Source organism: Pedobacter sp. D749, from assembly GCF_019317285.1.
Classification (GTDB): Bacteria; Bacteroidota; Bacteroidia; order Sphingobacteriales; family Sphingobacteriaceae; genus Pedobacter.
Map to the genome: position 1 here is coordinate 992,114 of NZ_CP079218.1, position 21,508 is coordinate 1,013,621.

At 38.9% G+C, this 21,508-nt stretch carries 16 protein-coding genes; 12 read left to right on the forward strand and 4 right to left on the reverse strand.

Annotated features, from left to right (window positions below; translation table 11 throughout):
- Both KYH19_RS04150 and KYH19_RS04155 read right to left on the reverse strand, forming a co-directional pair.
- A complete protein-coding gene (locus KYH19_RS04150; RefSeq protein WP_219077665.1) occupies window positions 1-3,195 on the reverse strand; it encodes an NB-ARC domain-containing protein in 3,195 nt (1,064 codons plus the stop codon).
- A gap of 578 nt (window positions 3,196-3,773) precedes the next feature.
- Window positions 3,774-5,207: a DNA/RNA non-specific endonuclease gene (locus tag KYH19_RS04155; RefSeq protein WP_219077666.1), complete on the reverse strand. Its 1,434-nt coding sequence runs from the start codon at window positions 5,205-5,207 to the stop codon at window positions 3,774-3,776.
- Window positions 5,208-5,699: 492 nt separating this feature from the next.
- Between KYH19_RS04155 and KYH19_RS04160 the strand changes: the two genes are divergently transcribed.
- From KYH19_RS04160 to KYH19_RS04170, 3 genes are all read left to right on the forward strand, one after another.
- Entirely contained in the window at window positions 5,700-7,169 is a 1,470-nt protein-coding gene (locus KYH19_RS04160; RefSeq protein ID WP_219077667.1) for a metallophosphoesterase, read from the forward strand.
- Window positions 7,170-7,177: 8 nt separating this feature from the next.
- Window positions 7,178-9,481 (forward strand): ATP-binding protein, encoded by a 2,304-nt coding sequence (locus KYH19_RS04165; protein WP_219077668.1) that lies wholly within the window; start codon window positions 7,178-7,180, stop codon window positions 9,479-9,481.
- A gap of 281 nt (window positions 9,482-9,762) precedes the next feature.
- On the forward strand, window positions 9,763-12,105 hold the full coding sequence (locus KYH19_RS04170) for a hypothetical protein (RefSeq protein ID WP_219077669.1): 2,343 nt from the start codon (window positions 9,763-9,765) through the stop codon (window positions 12,103-12,105).
- A 292-nt stretch (window positions 12,106-12,397) separates the two neighbouring features.
- Here the strand turns inward: KYH19_RS04170 and KYH19_RS04175 are convergent, their stop codons facing one another.
- Window positions 12,398-13,129, reverse strand: a complete 732-nt coding sequence (locus KYH19_RS04175; RefSeq protein ID WP_219077670.1) for a class I SAM-dependent methyltransferase — start codon at window positions 13,127-13,129, stop codon at window positions 12,398-12,400.
- A gap of 260 nt (window positions 13,130-13,389) precedes the next feature.
- On the reverse strand, window positions 13,390-14,028 hold the full coding sequence (locus tag KYH19_RS04180; protein WP_219077671.1) for a hypothetical protein: 639 nt from the start codon (window positions 14,026-14,028) through the stop codon (window positions 13,390-13,392).
- A 495-nt stretch (window positions 14,029-14,523) separates the two neighbouring features.
- Here KYH19_RS04180 and KYH19_RS04185 point away from each other — a divergent pair, with 495 nt between their 5' ends.
- From KYH19_RS04185 to KYH19_RS04225, 9 genes are all read left to right on the forward strand, one after another.
- Complete coding sequence (locus tag KYH19_RS04185) at window positions 14,524-15,201, forward strand: response regulator transcription factor (RefSeq protein ID WP_219077672.1); 678 nt, start codon at window positions 14,524-14,526, stop codon at window positions 15,199-15,201.
- Window positions 15,198-16,454 (forward strand): HAMP domain-containing sensor histidine kinase, encoded by a 1,257-nt coding sequence (locus KYH19_RS04190; protein WP_219077673.1) that lies wholly within the window; start codon window positions 15,198-15,200, stop codon window positions 16,452-16,454. The genes KYH19_RS04185 and KYH19_RS04190 overlap by 4 nt, the downstream gene beginning before the upstream one ends.
- Before the next feature lie 5 nt (window positions 16,455-16,459).
- A complete protein-coding gene (locus KYH19_RS04195; RefSeq protein ID WP_219077674.1) occupies window positions 16,460-17,128 on the forward strand; it encodes a cytochrome b/b6 domain-containing protein in 669 nt (222 codons plus the stop codon).
- A 36-nt stretch (window positions 17,129-17,164) separates the two neighbouring features.
- The gene (locus KYH19_RS04200) at window positions 17,165-17,857 is read left to right on the forward strand and encodes a VIT1/CCC1 transporter family protein (RefSeq protein ID WP_219077675.1); all 693 of its coding nucleotides are present in this window, start codon (window positions 17,165-17,167) and stop codon (window positions 17,855-17,857) included.
- A gap of 290 nt (window positions 17,858-18,147) precedes the next feature.
- Complete coding sequence (locus tag KYH19_RS04205) at window positions 18,148-18,573, forward strand: ubiquinol-cytochrome c reductase iron-sulfur subunit (RefSeq protein WP_219077676.1); 426 nt, start codon at window positions 18,148-18,150, stop codon at window positions 18,571-18,573.
- A 3-nt stretch (window positions 18,574-18,576) separates the two neighbouring features.
- Window positions 18,577-19,008, forward strand: coding sequence for a thioredoxin family protein (locus KYH19_RS04210; protein ID WP_255562544.1), 432 nt, complete (start codon window positions 18,577-18,579; stop codon window positions 19,006-19,008).
- 7 nt (window positions 19,009-19,015) lie between these two features.
- Entirely contained in the window at window positions 19,016-19,948 is a 933-nt protein-coding gene (locus tag KYH19_RS04215; protein ID WP_219077677.1) for an FAD:protein FMN transferase, read from the forward strand.
- Window positions 19,949-19,950: 2 nt separating this feature from the next.
- The gene (locus KYH19_RS04220; protein WP_219077678.1) at window positions 19,951-20,181 is read left to right on the forward strand and encodes a DUF4266 domain-containing protein; all 231 of its coding nucleotides are present in this window, start codon (window positions 19,951-19,953) and stop codon (window positions 20,179-20,181) included.
- A gap of 12 nt (window positions 20,182-20,193) precedes the next feature.
- On the forward strand, window positions 20,194-21,405 hold the full coding sequence (locus tag KYH19_RS04225) for a DUF3570 domain-containing protein (RefSeq protein WP_219077679.1): 1,212 nt from the start codon (window positions 20,194-20,196) through the stop codon (window positions 21,403-21,405).
- Window positions 21,406-21,508 lie beyond the last annotated feature (103 nt).

The window sequence follows — 21,508 nt, forward strand, 5'->3', positions numbered from 1 at the left end:
TCATAATTTTTTAAACTCGTTTCTGGATTTTTTGGCTTCTGATGAAAGCCCGATTGTATGGTAAAGTTTTTCTGCATTTTGAAATGATGCTTTAGCTGCGGATACGTCTGTTTTTTTGTAAAAAATTCCGAGTTCATGTAAAAAATGACCCTTGTTATGAATTTCGGAATATACCTCAGTTAGCTTTTCCATCACACTAATCTCATACTTCAACTCCTTGGGATCTAAGTCGAGTAGATTAAAGGATCTTAAATAAATTGGATACAGAAAGGTTAAACTTCTTGAGAGGTCATGTTTAATAGAAATTTGGATGGCTGCTTCGGCAATGGCCAAAGATTTTACATAATTTTTTCTTTTACAAGCCAAAATCGCTTGCCATCCCATGAATCCAACCGCAGTCCAGTGTTTTTCATTTTCTACTTCATATCTCAATGATCGATCAAGTACATCCATTGCATTTTCAGTGTCACGATTTACAGCCCTAATTGATTCAACAAAATGTAAAAGATTAATCTCTTCGTAGCTAAAATTTAGATCATTTAAAGCCCCTTTATTTAGCTTTTTGTATAAATAATCACTTAATTCAATGTTACCGGCATGTTCTGCAATAGATATAGCTCTCAATAAAATTTTTTGGCTATCAATTTCATTTGACTTGAACAGGTCAATACGGTTTTGACATAAATTGAGGTACCAGCTCCATCTACCATAAACAAAAATGTAAGGATATAGGTTGATTGCGCTTTCAACTAGCTGTTCTTGCTGATTTTTTTCGGAGTACGAATCTATAGTTTCTATTATGTTATCAGAGTCGCTATCCCATATATTCAATTCTAAACCCTTTTCCAATAGAAGGGTAGTGTGATCGACTAAAAACTTATTAACGACGTTATGAACTCGTAATTTACACGCCTCGTAATAAGATTGAAAGTTGCTGAGTTCGGTTATTATTAATCTTTTGGTAAGTGGTAATATGTCATATCGATTGTTTGAGTAATCGATTAACGACATTCTTTTGATTTGCCTAATAGCACTTTCAAAAGAAACATTTTCGCTGGTCATATTACTGACAAACTCCAATTGATCACTAGTAGCTCCCCCAGGAAATAAGGAGGCTGCAATAAGAACGTCAAAAAAGCCCTGATTTTTTAATTTTTTAACATTTTCTTCAAAACAGAATTTTAGCAGGTCGTTTACTTCTTTTGGTAGTAAGTTGATCGATTTGTCAAGATTGTCAACGTCAGAAAGATGTACCATACACCATTCAATCGCTAACGGCAATCCCCCGGTAATCTTATATACATCAAGAACTTGCTCTTGAGTAATAATTATATTTCTAAGCGAGGCGTACTTGTTTATAAGCTTAACACTCGTTGATTCATCTAAACTCTCAAGAGGTATATGTTTTGATATTGAATCTATTTTATCTCGTGAAGTAATAATTATAAAAGTTTCTTGGGCTAAAGAATGTATAAAGTTTAATATCTTATGATCCTTTACTACTTCAAAGTTGTCAAAAATCAAGAGCGTTTTTTCTGTTTTTAAACGTTCGATAATTGTCGTCTCCTGCTCATATGAAGATTGTTTGGTTAGATCTTGAATTTTGAAAACACTAGCAATCTTCGCATATATATCATCGATTGTAATATAACTGTATTCAGATTGGATAGAATCCAAAGTGATAATTGTAGTTCTTATTGGTAACCATATGATGGAATTGAACTTTCTTTTATAAGAATTACCTGCTTTTACAAGCCTTGCACATTGTAGCGCTATACTTGTTTTCCCTACACCTCCAATTCCCCATATCACTAGTTTATTGCTTGAACTTAAATTATTAAAAGTCTCCTCTATTTTCGCTATGTCAGCTTCACGACCTAGCAAATCATCAAACAAAGTGGCTATAACATTTTCATATCTGATTTGAGTAGTTTCATTTTCTGTTACTACTTTTTGCGGTTTTTCTGCGAGATTTAATTTAGGAATTATTTCAACATCCAGTAATTTGAAAAAGTTACTTGCTGTATTTTCCCAACGAAAATCAGCTAAGAGTTTTTGTTTAAGTTTCCGAATGCCGATTCTGAATTCTTTTATATTTGTCCAAATTTCTTTTATAGCTTGATTTGTTTCTTGAACATCCGTATCATCTATCGAATTGCCATTGCTCCCTCTTACATCAATCGTGATTATTCCATACTCTCTAAAATCACCATCAATCTTAGCTTGAAGAAAAAGATATAAGCCTGTGTTTTTTGATAAAATCAGAGGTGTGCCAGCAGCAATACTTTCAAACCCTACTAATCCAAACCCCTCGTGAACAGAAAGCATCAGGCACATTGTGGCTTTACTGATTTTAGAATATAACGCGTTTCTATCAGTTGAATAAGGAGTAGCGATTACATTTACATACCGGGAGTCTTTTTTCAACCCAAGCTTTTTGAATTCTTCAAATTGATTTAAGTCGTCAATTCCTACAACCTCAAAACTTGCATCATATCCCGCTTCGGTATTATCCTGGATTATATACTTTGCGAAGCCATTTAGTGCAAGCTTCATTTGTTTCAGATTGTCTGTTCTATGGTCATATCTTCCAAATACAAGACAGTGCAATACATTAGATTCATTAGGCCAATTTTCTATTATCTGCATGCCAGGAATTAATCCTTTTACAGTTTTAGATGTTTTGTTCCTAGCCGAATTTTCTAATTTAGGTCCAACTCCTATAACTAAATCGGCACTTTCCAAAATGCTGTCCTGTTCATCTGTTTTGTCGCGCAACATCTGAGGATCAGGCTTTCCCTTGATTGCATAGTAAGACCTGTAATCCATATGGTGAAAGACAACTGATTTGCTACCAGGGAACTCGGCAGACAAATCGTTTGCTATCTGGCCAGAAAAGACATCATGTCCAACTAAAATTAATTGCCCTGATAACTTTAGGTCTTTTATTTTTCGATTTATTAGCAAAGAAATCTCGTTAAAATTTTTTCTAGAGTTAAGAGTGATGAGTTTAACGTTATTAGCTGCAGCAATTTCCGCAGTTGAAAAATCTGTATCTTGCAGTGAGATACAAAAAATGTAGGAATGCTTTTTGTTGGAGAACTTGCCGATAGCCGAGCAAAAGTCAACATTAAAAGCGTTTACTCCACCATCGGTATAACCCCATCTTGGAATGAGAGAAATAATGTTTAACATTAATTTTTGATTGTTAATTTCATGAACAATATATATATAATTCAAGAATATAAACTAAATTATTAAATGAATTTTTTTAGAAAATTGGTTTTTTAGCTCTGAATACAAAAGTAGTAATATCGGTTTTTGCCAACTTTTTTTTTAATATAATCTGGTCAAGGTGTCCTTGATGAAAATCTGAAAAATTTTTATACTCTTTTTATATGAATCCTTTTCTCTCCAAATCCTCGATTATTGGCTCATAAGCAATAAAAATTGATTTAAATGTTCAATTATTCCTGCTGATCGGTACTTCACCGGAGTTCAGGTTTTTTTAATCCTGGCTCCGGGTTTTTTTATTTCCTATTAATTTGCGCTTTATTAAAAATGATTAATTTTTTAAGTTTTGAAAGCACAAGTCAGCCACAACAGCTTCCCAACCACTAAGACTTGAGCCAGGAAAGCAATCTGGTGATTTGATTAATAGTGCTTTCTGGATTAAATAGAAAAGCCGTATCAATTTTTGATACGGCTTGTTTATGGGATGCAAATTTCGCCTCTGTAGGGGAATAGCTATATCCTTAAGTTAATAATTGGTTTTAGTTACCAGGATCTTTCACTTTCTCCACCACGTCCTGTATGTTCTGCGGTAAATTTGAAAGTAAATTATAACCCGTTGCACTTTCTATATCGCGTACAGACACAATATAGTTCTTCCAGCTTGGATTTGTGCTGTTGATGTTGGGTGTGTTGATGGCAATTACCCGTGTCGAACTACTCACTCGGCTGATATCTTGATCTCCCGTTTTTAGCAGTACTGCCACTTTCCATACGTTTGCCGGAACGGTAACTTTGCCATTGTTGATGGTATTCACTACCGATGCGCTTGCCGAACCGATGCCGCCTGTGCCATAACTTCCCATGATCACATAAACCTCGTATCCGTTCAATGCCTGGGCGCGGAGATAGCTTTCAAAAGATTCCCATGTTTTCTGGTTGTTGTTCGGCGCCTGAGGGATCATGTTGGTCATCAGGAAAGTTGCTGAATTGGCCGTATTTGAGCTTGTACGGTCACCGCTTGGACAGTTATGCCCCCTGTCAAAACCAGAACCTGAATAGCTGTTGCTCTGTACCTGGTACCAATTTGCCGGTAGGCCAGTAAATGAAGCGAAATCGTCTTTTCTGCTTGCTGCACCAGTAAAGTTGTTCGGATCCAGGTGCCAGCTTACCCAGTTTGGTGTCCCGCGGGTCATGCTGTAACTCTCGGTATAATATTTTTGATCGATCAGGTAATTTTCTGCTGAAACCAGGTTGGCCGTGGCGCCTGATGGGTTACCAAAAAGTAGGTTAGAATTATCACCTCCGGCCGGCGGTGCATCCGCACCTGCATCCGGTGTGCCTCTTCCAGGGCTTGCTGAGGAGCCGCCGTTATCCACAGGATCCGTATCCGCTCCACCTACGGTAATGCCCGGATCACCTGTACCTTTAAAGATGATATCGTCGATGTTGATCCTGGTTGTACCGGCTTTTTTGATCTGAAAGCGTATTTTGCCTGTTGTATTAACCTTAAAGGAATCGGTAACCAGTGTGGTGCTGGTTTCTGTAATATCCGTACCTAACTGCGTGAAGGTTTTACCGCCATCGGTGGAAGCCAGAAGCTGCCAGGTTGAACTGGCGTCTGTTCCATATTTGGCATGGGAAACGTAAATCATTTGAGTGCCTGCGATATCAAAGTTCATAGACAGGTAACCTGTTCTTAACCGGACAGACTTCGTGCCGTCCTTAGCATCAGCTGCGAGATTGCCCAGCAGCGCATCGCTCAATGTCCATTTGCCGGTGAGTAGCTGAACACTGTCTAATGCATAAGAGCCTTTGCTACCAGATTCGAAAGTCTCCGTTATGGCATAAGCCGTTGGCGCTTTTGGTGGTGGTGTGGTTGGTGTTTCATCTCCGATGCTTGTTTTTTTTGAACAGGAGGATAGGATCAGGATGCCGATAAATCCTGAATAGGTAAGGATGTTTTTTAATTTCATGCTTTGATTTTAATGTCTGGTTGTTCGCGTTAACATAGATCATTTTTCAATGCGGCACGAAGATATGGAGAAAAGATGTTTGTTGTGTTAAGTTAATATTAACAAAGTGCAGGGTAATTGCAATTGGGTAGAATGCTGGTGTTTAATGCTCGTTTCGCCACGGTAACTACCTGTTTCACCACGTTAATGATTGGTTTTGATTTCTTTACCTAATTTATTTGGCTGAATTGATAGGGGAAGCCTCTGTTAATCGGTACTTCACCGGAGTTCAAGTCTATTAACCTTGACTTCGGTTTTTTATTCTATATTGATTTGTGCTTTGATAAAATGATTATTATGAATAATTAATTTATTGAGTTTTTGGAAAGCACAAGTCAGCGATAACAGTTCCCTAGCCGCTAAGACTTGCGCTAGGAAAGGTAATCTCCAAGAGAGATTTGGTTAGTAAAAAAAGTTATAAATGTGGGGTGATAATATTAACTTAGCATTATAATGAATAACGCACTCTCTATATTGCACATCTCGGATTTGCACCGGTCCTCTACTGACCCGATTTCCAATGATGAATTGATTTCCTCTTTGTTAATGGACAGAGATCGCTATAAATCAGAAAACAAGTCAATTGCATCTCCTGATGCGATCATTGTTAGCGGTGATATTATACAAGGTGTTTCGTTGGATTATCCTGATTTTGAAACTGCTCTTGCCGAACAATATAAAACCGCGGCAGAGTTCTTAAATCGGCTTGTTGATGAGTTCTTGGACGGAGACAAGTCTAAAATTATAATCATTCCCGGAAATCATGATGTTGATTGGAACACTGCCTTCAAAGCAATGGAAATAATCCCAGAATCTGATATTCCAAAAAACTTTCAACAGCTTTTGGGACAGGAAGATTCAATTTTAAGATGGAGCTGGAAGGAAAGAGCTGCTTTTAAGATCATTAAACCTGATCTATATGAAAAAAGGCTTGACGCCTTCTGGAAATTTTTTGAGGATTTTTACAGAGGGACCACTAATCTATTCAAAGTACAAGCAAAACAGGATGTCAACCTTTTTACTCTTTTTGATGGTAGAATCGGTATTGCAGCATTCAATTCCTGTCATGGTAATGATTGTTTTGCCTACCATGGAAGGATAAAGAAAGAAGCAATCGCCAGAAGTCACCTTGATTTCAGGAACTGCAAGACAATTCAGCTCCTGATTGCAGTATGGCACCACAATATCGATGGACCTCCATATTCTACAGATTACATGGACGTCGAAATAGTCAAAGATATGATTGGGAGAAACTTTAAGCTAGGGATTTATGGTCATCAGCACAAGGCTCAGATTACGCCCTATGAGATCAACCTGCCAGATCAGCAGCAGCGTATGACTTTTGTTAGTGCAGGTTCGCTCTGTGCCGGGAGATATGATCTTCCATCGGGCTACAGACGTCAGTACAATATTCTTGAGATAGCAGATAATTTTCAGGGTGTAACCGTTCACGTTCGGGAGATGACTTTTGGGAATATGTTTACCGCTGCTGCACTCGTAGAAAACGCGGGCAGGAGCTTCATCGAATTATCCTTACCAATTGGGGCAATAGATAAACATACTATTCAAGTAGACCAGGCGAGGCAAGTTAGGCAATTGACAAGTTATGCAGAAGCGTTAATCAAATCAGGGAAATTCGAAGAGGCTCTTGCAATTCTGGAAGGAATGGAAATTGAACCTGCTTCCTATCAGAAGGAATTACTGCTTGAGGCATGGGAAAAATTAGGCAAGTGGATCAATATCATCACTTCAATGGATAATATCCAATCAATAAGCGACCTAATGCTAAGAGTTAATGCTCAGATTCAACTGGATGATTTTGCTGGAGCAGAGGTAACAGTTGAGCAATATGCCGCAGCAGTTGAACTTCCCGCAATTGCCAAAACAGATTTGTTAAAAAAGATTAAATACAAACTCAAATAGATAAAAAAATGAGTGACCAGAATAAAATTCCTTTCTCGATAGAAATAAGTCGGATAATTGAGCTGCTTGCTAGCCAAATTTATCCAACCCCATTTGCATTCCTGCGTGAAAATGTTCAGAATTCTTATGACGCCATTCTCCAGCGTATACATAAGGGAGATGATTTTAACCCTAAAATTAATATTAACATCACAAGCAGCACCATTACTGTCAGCGATAACGGACTTGGGATGACACGCTCGGATTTGACCAAGCACTACTGGCGTGCAGGTTCGAGCAGTAAAAATACCCCGGAAGCACAAGCAGCAGGCGTAGTCGGTACATTTGGAATTGGCGCGATGGCTAATTTTGGTATTGCGGAAACTTTAGATGTTGAGACCGAAAGTGCTATCGATGGCAGCAGAACCAAATCAGGTGCAAGCCGCTCAACCTTATCGGTTACAAAAGATTGTATCACACTTGATTCCCTTGCGCCACTCGGCCAACCGGGAACTACTGTTAGTGCCATAATGCAACAAAATAAGTCTGTTGACATTATACAAGCAGAAATATATATTATAGAATTTGTAAAGTACCTCCCCATTGAGGTAAATGTCAATGGAAAATCTGTCAGTAAAACTCCAATACAATCAGCAATATCAGAAATTCAGGAATCTTGGTCCTATAAGGAAAAAGCAGTTAATTTAGGCGATAGTATTGTCGCAAATATCCGAATATCGGGCGCCATCAGTGGTGATTTGCGGGTTGAAGTATCTGAAATCAAACTTGGATTGCAGGCCCTACCGGGTGAAATAGTACTCAAACAAGGTTTAGCCTCCCTTCAAACTTTACGAAGTGGATTTGGACTGGCTACAGCCAGTGTATCCTCATTTTACAATTTTGGAGGAGTAGCAAACTTTCTTTTCTTGCAACCTACTGCTGGGCGGGAAGCCCTGACCATTGAAAGCATAGGTCTACTACAAAGATTGTTCAGGGTCATTGATACATTAGTCTCCCTCAAAATCGCGGAACGCCCAGAGAGCAATTCAAATCAATACTTTGTCAATTGGGCATCCAGAACAGGGCGATATGATTTATGTTCATTTTTACGCGTGAAATTGACTCCTGGCGACTCGGCAGCCTTAAAAGACCTAAAAACCATGGCAAATTTAAAACCCTTGCTGGTGTACCACGGGAATGACGGTTCAATCATGGAGCATGCTTCAGAAGACAGGCCACTAATTATGATCACAAAATCCAGCCCGCGCAGAGAATGTGAACTGGGATATTTAAAATTATATTGTACTGTCGAAGAATTGTCGGACAACCCTCGGGTAATTAAATCACTTACAAACGCAGAAGTCGGGCTTGGAGCATCTGCACTGGCTTATAAGATAGAGTCCATTCTGGAGGTAGATTATTTTCTGAAAGTGAAAGTAAGATTTGGCAGCATTACCCATGACCTGCCGATACTGGTGGACAGGATTAGCCAGCCTATTGAAATCTGTCTGGATCCGAAGGGCTCAACCGTGCGGATGATGCTGGATGTCTATGAGAATGAATACGGCGCATTTCCGCATATGGTAAAAGATGCGGTCCGAAATATCATTTTTCAGAAAGTCGCTGACCTTGTGCCTAGCAGCACTCGTCAAGGGGCTGAAGCATTCCTAAAAATGATCAACCGTTCCAGAGAAATTTTTGAATACGATAATGAGGATATTGATGATTTGAGATTAATATGGGATGAGCATTTGAAAGGAAATATTTCTTTTCAGCAGGCATCTGAAAAGGCCCGTAACCTAATTGTAAAAAGCTTTCAGACTGTTGATGTAAACGCAACTGCCCAGGTCCGCGATATTGTCCCCGATGTGTTGGAAAATGCAAAAAGCATTCAGCAGCCCGAAATGGCAACAGGGCCCTTGCCCGCTATCGAAAGACTTGATGTATCAACCAATAAAAAAATTCTCATCATCCCGGATGACCAACCTGCCCTCAAAGGATACCGGTGCTTTCTAGCCATCACTGAAAAGATAAAAAATGAACGCGGAGAGTTTTTCCTCCAACCACATAAAACTTCCATTGTCTGGGGTGGACAAAAAGCATTATTTATTTTTGAACACCATTCTGGGGAGTTTGGGCTTTATTATGATCTGCAAACCATGGGACTTATTAGTGAAACTTCTGGCGGCGGAACTTTCGAAACCTGTACTATATTCATGAAGAACAGAATTTTTATACCCGTTCCCATCGAGATTGAAAAAAGTTTCATTCCCGATGCAAATGAGAAAAAGAGATTTGAAGTCAAATGTGATATCCTATATATCGATAAGTAGAAATCACAGCCCACATCCTATTTTAAGAAAAGCTTAGCTTGCATAAAAAACATCTAAGCTTTTCTTAAATTACAAATTTTTGTGCAATCGATTAGGGATTTTTGTAGCGGACTGACCCTTAGGTAAAAAAAAGAGAGTTTTTCGGATTCGTTGATTATTAATCTTGTGAAATTGTCATGTGCTCCGAAACATAACTCTTACTTACACAAAAATATCTGTGTCCGAAGCGACACCTACAAACCAATATTGATTTAATTATTACTCACTACTCTATATTAACAATGAATAGCCCTCAAGAAGTAACTTTCAAAAAAATTGCCTTTGGTATCAACCCAGAATGGGACCTTAAAAACTGGATTCAATGGCCACCAGATATGTTCGCCCTTTGCGCAACAATTATCAATCGAACAGGTGCATACAAGTTGCTCCTAATGGATCCTCTTATATGGAACAACCCTTCTTGGACAAATGACATAAAAACAATCGCACGAGCTTGGGTTAGATATTCTAATTCTTTACTATTGAAAAACGCCCCAGCCAAATCATTCCTTAATCACCCAGTCTTTTCAAAACATTTTGAAGTTTTACTAAACGATTGGATAAGTGAAGACAGTGTTAAGTTAGATCATGTAAGGGTCTTGGGTAACATTTACAAAGTGAATGCGTTACCTTCCTGGAAAAAAGTAGAGGCATTTACCCAATCACTTCTATTTATGTATATACTAGCCGATTCGTGCTGCGAAGGCCTAGGATTTCTTGGCCAACCCTTGGCCAAGCAAAATCTTTCTCATCGAAATTTTTTCTGCGTAGCTAATTTATTACTGATCAATACTGGGTCACTTAGTACTATACCTAAATTTCATGGTGTAGTCCTGCCAAAAATGAGAACGCCTCAAGCTGGAATGGTACCAAGATCGGTCACGCATTATCTAACTTTTCATGCTACAGAAGTTGAAGTTTTCTGGCGTACTTTTCCTTGGTTGGAGCAGAGAAACAAGAGCTTGAATATCTTAGCAGTTCCATATCCATATGAGGTTAAGTCAAGTGATTTTGAACTCATAGGTGATAATTATCAATCAGTTAGGTACTTTAAAGCCAATGTTAGTGGCCGCGAAGTTCAACAAGCCTTTTTACAAAATTTGGTTGAAAAAGTTTTGGAGCTCAGTAAAGAAAATAAGCAGGTGGATATATTGGTTTTTCCAGAAATGTCGCTGTCGGATAATGAATACAAATTCTTGCTCAAAGAATTACATCATCGATTTTTAGATGCCAAATGTCTGGCCAGGCTTCCTATAATTGTGGCAGGAGTGATGAGTAATTATGTGGAAAAAACGATTAATGAAGCTATTAATGACACTTTTCTAAACGAAGTTCGTTTAGCAATTCACTTTTCGGGTAAGTGGCACAGTAATACTCAGCGAAAACATCATCGGTGGCAACTTGACAGAAATCAAATCAGACAATATGAGTTAGAGGGGCATTTTACCGCTGATAGTCTATGGTTTGAATACTGTACCGTTTCTCAACGCCGACTAACCATCCTTGCACCGAATGATTGGCTTGCCCTCACCGCATTGATTTGTGAGGATCTTGCAAGACAGGAACCTGTGGGAGAGGTTATTCGTGGGATTGGACCAACGTTACTCATGGCTTTATTAAGTGATGGACCACAATTAAAGGGGCGCTGGTCAGCTAGGTACGCAAGTGTGCTAGCAGATGATCCAGGCACGGCGGTACTTTCGCTTACCTCCAAAGGAATGATGGAACGATCGAAATCAGAAGATCCAAAAGTTAATGAAGCAGCAAAACCCATCATTGGACTTTGGAAAGATATGGTTAATAGCTGGAGCGAGTTTGAGCTTAAAGAAAAGGGTAAGGCACTTTTATTTACTATCTCTTCCAAATATCGTGAGGAATATACCCTAGATGGACGATCTGATCGCAAATTTGCTTCAGTATTCCAGCTCGACAGCCAATTTCCGGAAAGTATAGAAATTGAAACTGAAAATAATAAAGCGAAAGTGTCACCTGCTTTAGATGATATCATATCTTCTAATAATCTTCGAGAACTTTCTGCGATTCAATTTGTAATTGATGCTTTGATAGATATATTAAGTTCCGAAACCAGAGAAGATATTGATAAAGGCAGAGGAAATATTGAACTAAGCAAAGATTTTCTGCTCACTTTATTACAGGGTAAAAAGCTTTCTCAATCAGATAATAACAATTTGAGGTCCCGCATAGCAGATATTATTTCAAGGGCCTGGAAAGAACCACATTCAGTAGGAATTTCGGCTAGTGCAGCAACTCAGTCAGAGGAGGAAATGAAAGTTACTGCGGGCATAATTCAAAAAATTATACAAGGAATGTCCGCCACCGCTCCAGATGAAACTGCGCAATTTTATGAAGAATTGATTCACCTTTGCAAAGACGAACTTTCTGTTGAGAAGCTAAAATTTGAACACAAACAGGTTTATATGAGTATACTCTATAACCTTTTCAATCGAATGGTTAACTGGCAACCGAAAAGCTCCAAAAATTCCACAAATGCCATAAGCGGAATGAACGTATCGAAAGCGATAAAGTTGAAAGCTGACATTTTGGAAATTGTATTAAATAATTAATAGTTGCCTGGTGGATAGACCAAAATATTTGAACCCATCTCGTCAATTTATTAATCTCATTAATTTTCTGGATGTGAATAGATTGTAGCTTTTATGATTTTGGTGAGATGGGGTCAATCAAAGCTGTTTTGTCCAATATATAATTTGATCAACTGGTATCTAGATAATCGGCATACTTTCATTATACACTATGAAGTGAAAAATCAGTTTATAAAAATCATGTTATTTTTTCTTGCCAAGTTGATAGGTTGTGGGAATATATTTTTCTTATAATTCCTTCAATATTATTGTGCTATGATAGTCTGTAAATACACATTATATCGGCCTCGGGATGATTTATCAATTCTTCGTTCATGATTGATTTTCGTTCACTTTTATCGAAGATATTCATGTGATCGAGAATTTTTTCAAGCCATTTTTCCTGAGTCTGCATCTCCTTTTTTGAGGACAAGCGTTCTGTTTCCGAAAATAATAGTCTTTCAAAGCCTGATGGAATGAATAAACTATCTAGATTTGCTAACGTAAAATAATGCTTGAAATATTCATTATTTTCTGGGTTACTTGGGTCATTACTATAATATTTGTCTGAATGAACCCATACGCATATCAATGAACCTGAAATTAAATTTAACTTCAATTGGCTTATTATATCCTGACATTGTGCCAAATTAAAAAAGTGGAGGATATTAGCCAGAAAAACTACAGAATAGGTTTCTGATGGCAAAGGATCACTAAGCAAAGTGAGATTGAACAATTCGATATTTTCGTCTGTAATGGGTAGGGCATCTAACCTGTTTTTTAGTTGGTCAAGTTGAAATTGTTCGTTGTCAATCCCTATTAATTTTCTGTTTGTACTGATATAATCAAAGAGAAAACTTGTTTGACCACAACCTATATCAACTATGGCACCATTAACAAATTCATCTTCATAATCCCTTAAAGGATTATGCATTACCCTGATTAAATCATCAGTTGTAAAAGTTTCGGAATAAGCCTCCCAATATAGGCGCATTTGAGTATCCATAAGCATTAATTTCAGAAATCAAATTACAAATTCTTAATGTTCAAACCAATTTTCTGAAATAAATTGATAAGATGATTTGCAGTAAGTAAAAATATTAAATTATTTGCTTCCAGATCTGCCAAATTCTTTGTTCTATTATAATCTTTGGTCAAGGTAATCCAAAGAAAAATCACCTAGTTCAAAATAGCAGCCTTTTTTATCACATAAAAGCCCCCACAATAGTAGGGGCTAAATTTGCATTACCTTTTTACTTCCTTAGCTCACTCAAAACTTCCTTTCCCATCAGCAAGATAACTGTAAATCACCATATATTCGGTTCCGTTCTTTTGGAAATGCCCGATAGGAATATCGCCTTTTTCGAAATAGGCTGATTTACTTTCGAATGGAATACCGCAAAGCACTATATTCGGTTCTATTTGATGATAAACAACATCATTTCTGGTGCCCGCAATAGCCATCAACGCTGATAAATTTTTGCTCGATCCTTTTTGGTTATACTTAGGATGGTGCGGGTGTTGATTGGCCGATACCCAGGAACCGGGCGCCATTGGTTTATAAAATTTGCCCAGTGGGATATCGAACCTGCGTGGTAAAAAGCAAGAGGTTATTGTTCCATTAGCGGTGATGGTTCCGGTTTCTATAAAGAAATGGGTAATTCGAATCCAATGCCGGGTGAGCTGATACACATATTCCCGAATGGAATTTTGTCCATCTTCTAAAAATTCTGCCCAACCGGTGTAGCGTGGCAAAGTCATCATGATTTCAGAAACATGGCCATCAATATGATGTAAGGTAGCCTTTACCGCGCAAATGGCAGGTAATACATTCATGTTGGCTGATTCAGCTACAACCTGAGCAGGGAGCTGTGTGTTTTTGTTTTTACTTTTGGTAGTTCGCATAACCGTAAAATAAAGTATCCTGGTCGCTGCGAACTACCAAATAACTCTTCACAGAGAAATTGAAAATGTGGGGCTACCACTCGACCAGGAATATTGTTAAAGAAATTTAATTGATTTTAGCTCTGTGTTTAAGTGAATGATGATATTAATTAGTAATTCGCATAGGCAATTTAGAAACAATATCTCAAAACACAAAGAAAAATCTCTAATAAATTTGGTTTATCATCAGCGTTCAAAGTAGCTTTGTTTAACCTCTTTTCTTGCTGTAATTTCTTAAACTAAGTGATTTTAACAGGCTCTAGAGTATTCCCTTAGAAGTTTCGATAAAGAAATTTTATACAGTGTTTTCGGAAGCTTATCGCGTGTATAAGCTCTTCAAGTTTCTAAAGGATGATTTTACCATTATTTCGGCAGGATGTGCGATTAAGATAGTTTTCTTCATTTTGTTCCAAAACTTCAATATGTCTTCAGTATCTTATACCATATTTGTTCATCATGAAGATCCTGATTATTGAAGACGAGTTAGGCCTGCAGCGTAGTATAGCACAATACCTTACCTGTGAGGGTAATCTTTGTAGCATGGCCTCCAACTATGCTGAGGCACTTGATCGGCTGAACAGTTATGACTATGATTGTATCTTGCTTGACCTGACCCTTCCGGATGGAGAAGGTCTTCAGCTACTGAATTATCTTAAAAGGATGAACAGACCGGAAGGGGTGATCATTATATCAGCGAGAAACTCTCTTGATCAAAAGATAGAAGGTTTGAGCCTTGGTGCCGATGATTACCTGATTAAGCCTTTTCATCTATCTGAACTGAATGCAAGAATACTTGCTGTTGTACGCCGGAAAAGCGCGAATGGAGACCGCCATATCGAATTCAATGAAATACGAATTGATTTGGATGCAAAAGAGGTTTTGGTAAGTGGTAACTCAGTTTATATGACCAAAAAAGAATTTGATCTCCTGCTTTATTTCGTTGCAAATAAAGGTAAGGTGATTTCTAAGTCTGCGGCGGTTGAGCACATCTGGGGTGATGATGCTGATATGGCCGATAGTTTTGATTTCATTTATACTCATATTAAGAACATCCGTAAAAAGCTTACTGATGCGGGCAGCAGGGATTACTTTCATTCCGTATATGGCATTGGTTATAAATTCACAGAAGTATGAAGCTATTTACCAGATACAACAGGATACTGATTATCATTAGTCTTTTCGGACTGCTGCTGATCGGATTTCTTTTTTACCGGATGCTTGTCTATTATCTTGATCAGCAAATTGACCATGACCTGGTGGAAGAGGTAATGGAGGTAAAGGAGTACTCAGCAAAAGGTAATTTTTATCAGCCGCATGAATTTGAGGACCTTGTTGTTCAATATAAAAAAATAGAAAAGGCCAATCCTTCCAGTAGCTATGGTGATACGCTATTCTATAATCCCCTTAAGCACCGCAAAGAAACCGCAAGGTATCTTAAAACCGAACTCGAACTGGTTGGGCAACCTTACTGTGTTCTGGTTATCGCCTCTAAATTTGAACGGCAGGAGCAAATCAGGAACATCTGCCTCATTATTCTCATTCCAGTGATGCTGCTTTTTGCCCTTGTATTATTGGTAAACAGGATTTTGCTCAAAAAAATCTGGACGCCTTTTGAGCAGCTCTTAAAAAATATTACGGCCTTCAATATTAATCATGAACGGCCGTACGAGCCTGTAGAAATGCCCGTGGCAGAATTCAGGCAATTAAACAAAGTTTTGGTGGAACTTTCGGGGAAGGTGAAATCTGATTATAACGAGATTAAGCTGTTTACCGAAAATGCATCCCATGAAATGATGACGCCCCTGGCGGTGATCAATTCGAAGCTCGATAACATGCTCCAGTCTAATGTACTTGGGAAAGAAGATGGCGAAACACTGGTTGAACTGTACAAGGCCACCTCCCGTTTAACCAAGCTTAACCAATCACTACTACTCCTGGTTAAAATTGATAACAATTTATTGCAGGACGAAGAACAGATTAACCTGAAATCGCTTATTGAAGAAAAGCAAGTTTACTTCCAGGAACTTATCTCGGAGCGCAATATCACTGTAGAAAGTACATTAGCTGATGTGAGCATTTCTGCAAGCCGTAGCTTACTTGAAATACTGATTAATAATCTTTTCAGCAACGTAATCAGACATAATTACGATGGAGGTAAAATTGAGATAAGTCTGGAAACTGATAAAATCGTATTTGCCAATACCGGACACAATAAAGCGCTTGATCCCGAAAAAATATTCGACCGTTTTTATAAAGATAATGCCTCAGAAGGTACAGGGCTGGGGCTTGCCATACTGAAACAGATCTGCAACCGGCAACGTTACCAGCTTGATTATTCCTATCATCAGGACCTGCACACCTTCACCATTACATTTAACCATCAATAAAATACATGTCCATTATCGAACCCAACAATCAGGAAATCGGAGCGATCAAAAAAGGAAAGAGATATGCCCCTGCCACTCGTTTATGGCACTGGGTAAATTTCATCATCATTTCCGGTTCACTATTCACCGTGCTGATCAACTCCACGCTCTTTGATGGATCGCAACGTAGCTTTGTGAAAAATGAACTGATAAATGCAGGAGTTTCAATAAGCGATAAACAGGCCGGTGCAGTTACACATGGCCTGGAAGATCAGGTATGGGGCATACATATTTATTTTGGCTATGCCTTAGCCGCGCTTTTTCTGTTCAGGTTAATTGCAGCGTTTTTTATGCCTCCCTCGCAAAAACTCTTTCCCAAACTCAAAAAAGCTTATCAGGCATATTTTATCTTAAAAAAAGAACGTGAAACAGCAAAGCACGAACTGGTGGTAAAAGGACTTTACATCATTTTTTACCTCCTGCTTCTTATTATGGTGGTTACCGGCCTGCTGCTTGCTTTTGAAGATTATACCGGCATCCCGCAAAACATGAACCACAGCATTAAGGAATTTCATGGTTTCTGCATGTACCTGATACTGGCTTTTATTGTTCTTCACCTGGCAGGCGTGTTCCTGGCCGAGCGGAAGGATGGAAAGGGAATTGTTTCGGACATGATCAACGGTGGAGAAAATTAAGATGACGGATATTTAATTTAACATAAGGCTAAACATATGAGTAAGTTTCATAATGAACAGCATTTAAAAAGCTCAGCTTTCATTTCTGATATCGTGATCGGAATGAGTGATGGGCTCACCGTGCCCTTTGCGCTTGCTGCCGGGCTGAGTGCTGCGGTTAGCAGCAATTCAATTATCATTACTGCGGGTATTGCGGAGATCATTGCTGGCTGCATTGCTATGGGACTTGGCGGTTACCTGGCGGGAAAAACAGAGCAGGAGCACTATGAAAGTGAGCTGAAAAGGGAATACCTGGAAGTTGAAAATGTACCCGAAAAGGAAAAAGAAGAGGTAAAAGAGATTTTTGCCGAATACGGACTGGATAATAACGCGCAGCAACTTATTGTAGATCAGATGAGTAAGAATAAAGACCACTGGGTAGATTTTATGATGAAATTTGAGCTGGGTCTGGAAAAACCAGATGTGAACAGGGCGAGAAACAGTGCGCTTACCATAGGGTTTTCTTATTGTGTTGGTGGCATGCTACCCTTATCAGCTTATTTTTTTACTTCGATGCCGCAGAATGGACTTATCCTCTCCGCTGTGCTGACCACCATTTGTTTGTTTGTATTTGGCTATTTCAAAAGCAAGGTAACCGGCCAGCCGCCAATAAAAGGCGCTTTAAAAGTGACTGCAATAGGTTTGATTGCTGCCGGGGCGGCATTTCTAATTGCAAGATTAATTACTTAAGCCGTGTTTCGATTTTGCTCCCCAGATTCATCATTAACAAATATTTAACAGATTTTAATTTAAAACTTCAGAATGTCTTCAGATTTTGTCTATAGTTTTGTTACATGCAATTGGCTTTTTATCTATATTTCCTGATAAGCAAGCGCCAGCATGCACGGAACCCTAAAAGCTTTTTATAGATATAATTTTACACAGCTTTATTCAGTTTATACCTGTCGATAAAGAAGGCTATCCATCAGGCTATCAACTGAATATTTTATTGCATTGCTCATTTTAACTATAAAAAGAACATGGACAGAAAAGATTTTCTTAATAGCATCGCGATGAGTGCTGCGGCCTTTGCACTGCTCAACTGTATCGGTTGTAAAAAGACTGATGGCAATAGTTCCACAGACACCACAGGCCCTGCTGGTATAAACTTTACAATGGATTTAAGCCTTGCAGCCAATGTGGCCTTGTTAAGCAATGGTGGTTCATTAGTATCAAATGGGGTTATCGTGGCAAAAACAAAAGCAGGAACATATATTGCCGTGCAACGATCGTGTACCCATGAAAGTTATACCCTAACTTATCAATCTGCAAACAACCGCTTTTATTGCCCCAACCATGGTGCAACCTTTTCTGAAAACGGCGCCGTAACCAATGGTCCGGCTTCACGTTCTTTAACCTTTTATAATACCCAGCTTACGGATACGATTTTAAAAATTTATTCTTAAAAAATGATGAAACTACTTTTTGTTGCCCTATTGGGACTATTTTCCATTCCCTTATCGTGGATGGGGAACTTTACTGAAGCACAGAAACAGGCAAAGATTACACATAAGCAAATCCTGATTAATTTTTCAGGTTCAGACTGGTGCGGTCCATGCATTCGCCTCCGAAAAGAGATTTTGGAATCAGAAAGCTTTGAAAAATACGCAGCCAGCAATTTATTATTGGTAAGGGCTGATTTTCCGAGGCAGAAGAAAAACCAGCTTTCTAAAGAACAAATTAAACTCAACGAATCACTGGCAGAAGTCTATAATAAAGATGGTAAGTTCCCTTTTACTGTTTTGGTTGATGAAAATGGAAAAGTGCTTAAAAGCTGGGATGGCTTTCCTGATGAAAGTCCGCAGGCATTTGTCTCTGAGATAGATAAACTAAGAAAATAATTAAAAAATGGCTAAACCTGTTTCTGTAAACCGGGTACTCAAACTCATGGGAAACCGCTTTGAGTTTACCGTAATCGCCGAAGATGGGCAGGAGGGAAATGCAGCAATAGATGCTGCAATAGAAGAAGTAAAGCGGATAGAATACCTGCTCACTACTTTCAGCGACCTCAGCCAGACGAATCTTATAAACGAAAATGCAGGTTTGAAGCCCGTAAAAGTTGAGGATGAAGTGATTAGCCTTATCGAGCGTTCGATAAGAATATCAGAAATTACCGATGGTGCTTTCGATATTACCTACGGATCGATAGATAAACAACTTTGGAACTTTGATCCGAATATGACGAGCTTACCCGATGAGCAGACGGCATTGGCATCTGTTGAACTGATTGATTATCGGAATGTAATCGTGGATAAAGAACGTTCAACTGTTCTGCTTAAAAATAAAGGCATGCGTATTGGTTTTGGCGGAATTGGAAAGGGCTATGCAGCCGATAAGGCAAAGTTGGTGCTGCAAAAAATCGGCATCAAAAGCGGGATTGTGAATGCAGCTGGAGACCTGGTTACCTGGGGTGCTCAGATTGATGGTCGTCCATGGACAGTAGGTATTGCAGATCCCGAACAAACCGACAGGCCATTCTCTGCGCTAAATATCAGCGATATGGCAATTGCTACTTCAGGCAGTTATGAAAAATATGTAACCATTGATGGCAAGCGTTATTCGCATACCATAGATCCCAAAACCGGGCTCCCGGTAAGTGGCGTTAAAAGCGTAAGCATTATATGCCCAAGTGCAGAACTTGCTGATGCACTTGCCACACCCGTTGTGGTAATGGGTGTAAAAGTAGGGCTGGAGCTGATTAACCAGATTAAACAAGTGGCTTGTATCGTGATTGACGATTATGATCGGGTTTTTACTTCAAACAATATTAATGTGATATAAATATGAAAATTTCAAAAACATTTTTTCTTTCCCTGATTACTGTAATTTTCTTCAGCTGTATGCTTACTTCCTGCAGTAGTGTAAAGCCCTATCAAAAAAGCAAAATTAACGATGCGGACATGATTCTTTCTGCCCGGAAGGCTCAAAAATTTGAGCAGAGTTTCCAGCTGTATCGTGAAGGTGCATCGGGCGCCAATGGCGGCAAAAGTGGTGGTGGTTGTGGTTGTAATTAATCAGCGTCGGAAATGAGAAAAATATATCTTCATGTGTTGTTTATGTACTTCGGTATCTTAAGCACCTATGCACAAACCAAACCAGCACCCGCAAAAGTAGATAGCAGCAGGTATCAGTCCCGAAAACTCAAAATCGATGAAATTAACCTGGTTTCAGCCTATTATCATCAGAACGGGAATAATTCTGCCGTTACAGGTGGTATTGGTACCGAGAAACTGAGCGATTTTGCAAATACGATTGACTTGCAGATGTCCAAATTTAACAAGAATGGAAAGAAAAATACTTTCCTGTTCGAATTGGGGGTAGATCACTATACTTCGGCATCATCTGATAAGATAGATCCAAGCACCATTTCTTCCGCCTCTTCGGCAGATACCCGAATTTATCCTTCTTTAAACTGGACGCAATCCAATGAGGAAACCGGGAATTCATTTGGCTTTACAGGCTCTTATTCAACAGAGTTTGATTATCAATCGATGGGCGCAGCTTTCAATCTAACCCGTTTATCAAAAGATAAAAATACCCAGTTTGATTTTAAACTTCAGGCATTTTTAGACCAGTGGACCGTTATCCTTCCGATAGAATTACGAACCGGAAACACCGGAAGGGGCGGTGAGCAGTATGATACTGCACCACGAAATTCCTTTAGTGCATCTTTCTCTCTGGCCCAGGTGATCAACCAGAAGTTTCAGGCTTCGCTGATTTTAGAACCTTCCTATCAGAAAGGCTTGCTTGCCACAAAATACCAGCGTGATTACTTTACGGACGGTTCGCTACGCTCGGAAACTTTACCGGATAAGCGTTATAAACTTCCTATAGGATTGCGCATGAACTACTTTTTGGACGACCGTTTTGTCATTCGCACCTTTTATCGGTACTATATGGATAATTGGGGCATCAGGGCACACACAGCTGAACTTGAAATACCAGTTAAAATCAATTCATTCTTTTCTATCAGTCCTTTTTATCGGTATAACAACCAGGTGGGGACCAAGTATTTTGCACCTTATGGCCAGCATTCGCCGTCAGAACAATATTTTACCAGCGATTATGACCTGTCCACATTGACCAGTGATTTTTATGGCGCAGGGATCCGCTTCTCCCCACCTAAAGGTGTATTTGGCTGGCAGAGACTGAACATGCTTGAGTTGAGGTATGGCCACTATTCTCGTTCAACAAGTCTGGTATCCAATATTGTATCGTTAAACCTTAAATTTAAATAACTTTTATATACTAAATTTTTGTTCCAATATAATCTGTTCAAGGCGATTTAATAATAAATCGCCTTGATTTTTGGTCTGGATTTAAATAAATCCTTTCTTATTG

What these genes read in the sequence shown, in the direction of transcription:
- KYH19_RS04225 (WP_219077679.1), top strand. Translation starts at nt 20,194, where the DNA reads ATGAGAAAAATATATCTTCATGTGTTGTTTATGTACTTCGGTATCTTA.
- KYH19_RS04200 (WP_219077675.1), top strand. Translation starts at nt 17,165, where the DNA reads ATGAGTAAGTTTCATAATGAACAGCATTTAAAAAGCTCAGCTTTCATT.
- KYH19_RS04190 (WP_219077673.1), top strand. Translation starts at nt 15,198, where the DNA reads ATGAAGCTATTTACCAGATACAACAGGATACTGATTATCATTAGTCTT.
- KYH19_RS04150 (WP_219077665.1), bottom strand. Translation starts at nt 3,195, where the DNA reads ATGTTAAACATTATTTCTCTCATTCCAAGATGGGGTTATACCGATGGT.
- KYH19_RS04185 (WP_219077672.1), top strand. Translation starts at nt 14,524, where the DNA reads ATGAAGATCCTGATTATTGAAGACGAGTTAGGCCTGCAGCGTAGTATA.
- KYH19_RS04210 (WP_255562544.1), top strand. Translation starts at nt 18,577, where the DNA reads ATGATGAAACTACTTTTTGTTGCCCTATTGGGACTATTTTCCATTCCC.
- KYH19_RS04215 (WP_219077677.1), top strand. Translation starts at nt 19,016, where the DNA reads ATGGCTAAACCTGTTTCTGTAAACCGGGTACTCAAACTCATGGGAAAC.
- KYH19_RS04160 (WP_219077667.1), top strand. Translation starts at nt 5,700, where the DNA reads ATGAATAACGCACTCTCTATATTGCACATCTCGGATTTGCACCGGTCC.
- KYH19_RS04220 (WP_219077678.1), top strand. Translation starts at nt 19,951, where the DNA reads ATGAAAATTTCAAAAACATTTTTTCTTTCCCTGATTACTGTAATTTTC.
- KYH19_RS04155 (WP_219077666.1), bottom strand. Translation starts at nt 5,207, where the DNA reads ATGAAATTAAAAAACATCCTTACCTATTCAGGATTTATCGGCATCCTG.
- KYH19_RS04205 (WP_219077676.1), top strand. Translation starts at nt 18,148, where the DNA reads ATGGACAGAAAAGATTTTCTTAATAGCATCGCGATGAGTGCTGCGGCC.
- KYH19_RS04175 (WP_219077670.1), bottom strand. Translation starts at nt 13,129, where the DNA reads ATGGATACTCAAATGCGCCTATATTGGGAGGCTTATTCCGAAACTTTT.
- KYH19_RS04195 (WP_219077674.1), top strand. Translation starts at nt 16,460, where the DNA reads ATGTCCATTATCGAACCCAACAATCAGGAAATCGGAGCGATCAAAAAA.
- KYH19_RS04170 (WP_219077669.1), top strand. Translation starts at nt 9,763, where the DNA reads ATGAATAGCCCTCAAGAAGTAACTTTCAAAAAAATTGCCTTTGGTATC.
- KYH19_RS04180 (WP_219077671.1), bottom strand. Translation starts at nt 14,028, where the DNA reads ATGCGAACTACCAAAAGTAAAAACAAAAACACACAGCTCCCTGCTCAG.
- KYH19_RS04165 (WP_219077668.1), top strand. Translation starts at nt 7,178, where the DNA reads ATGAGTGACCAGAATAAAATTCCTTTCTCGATAGAAATAAGTCGGATA.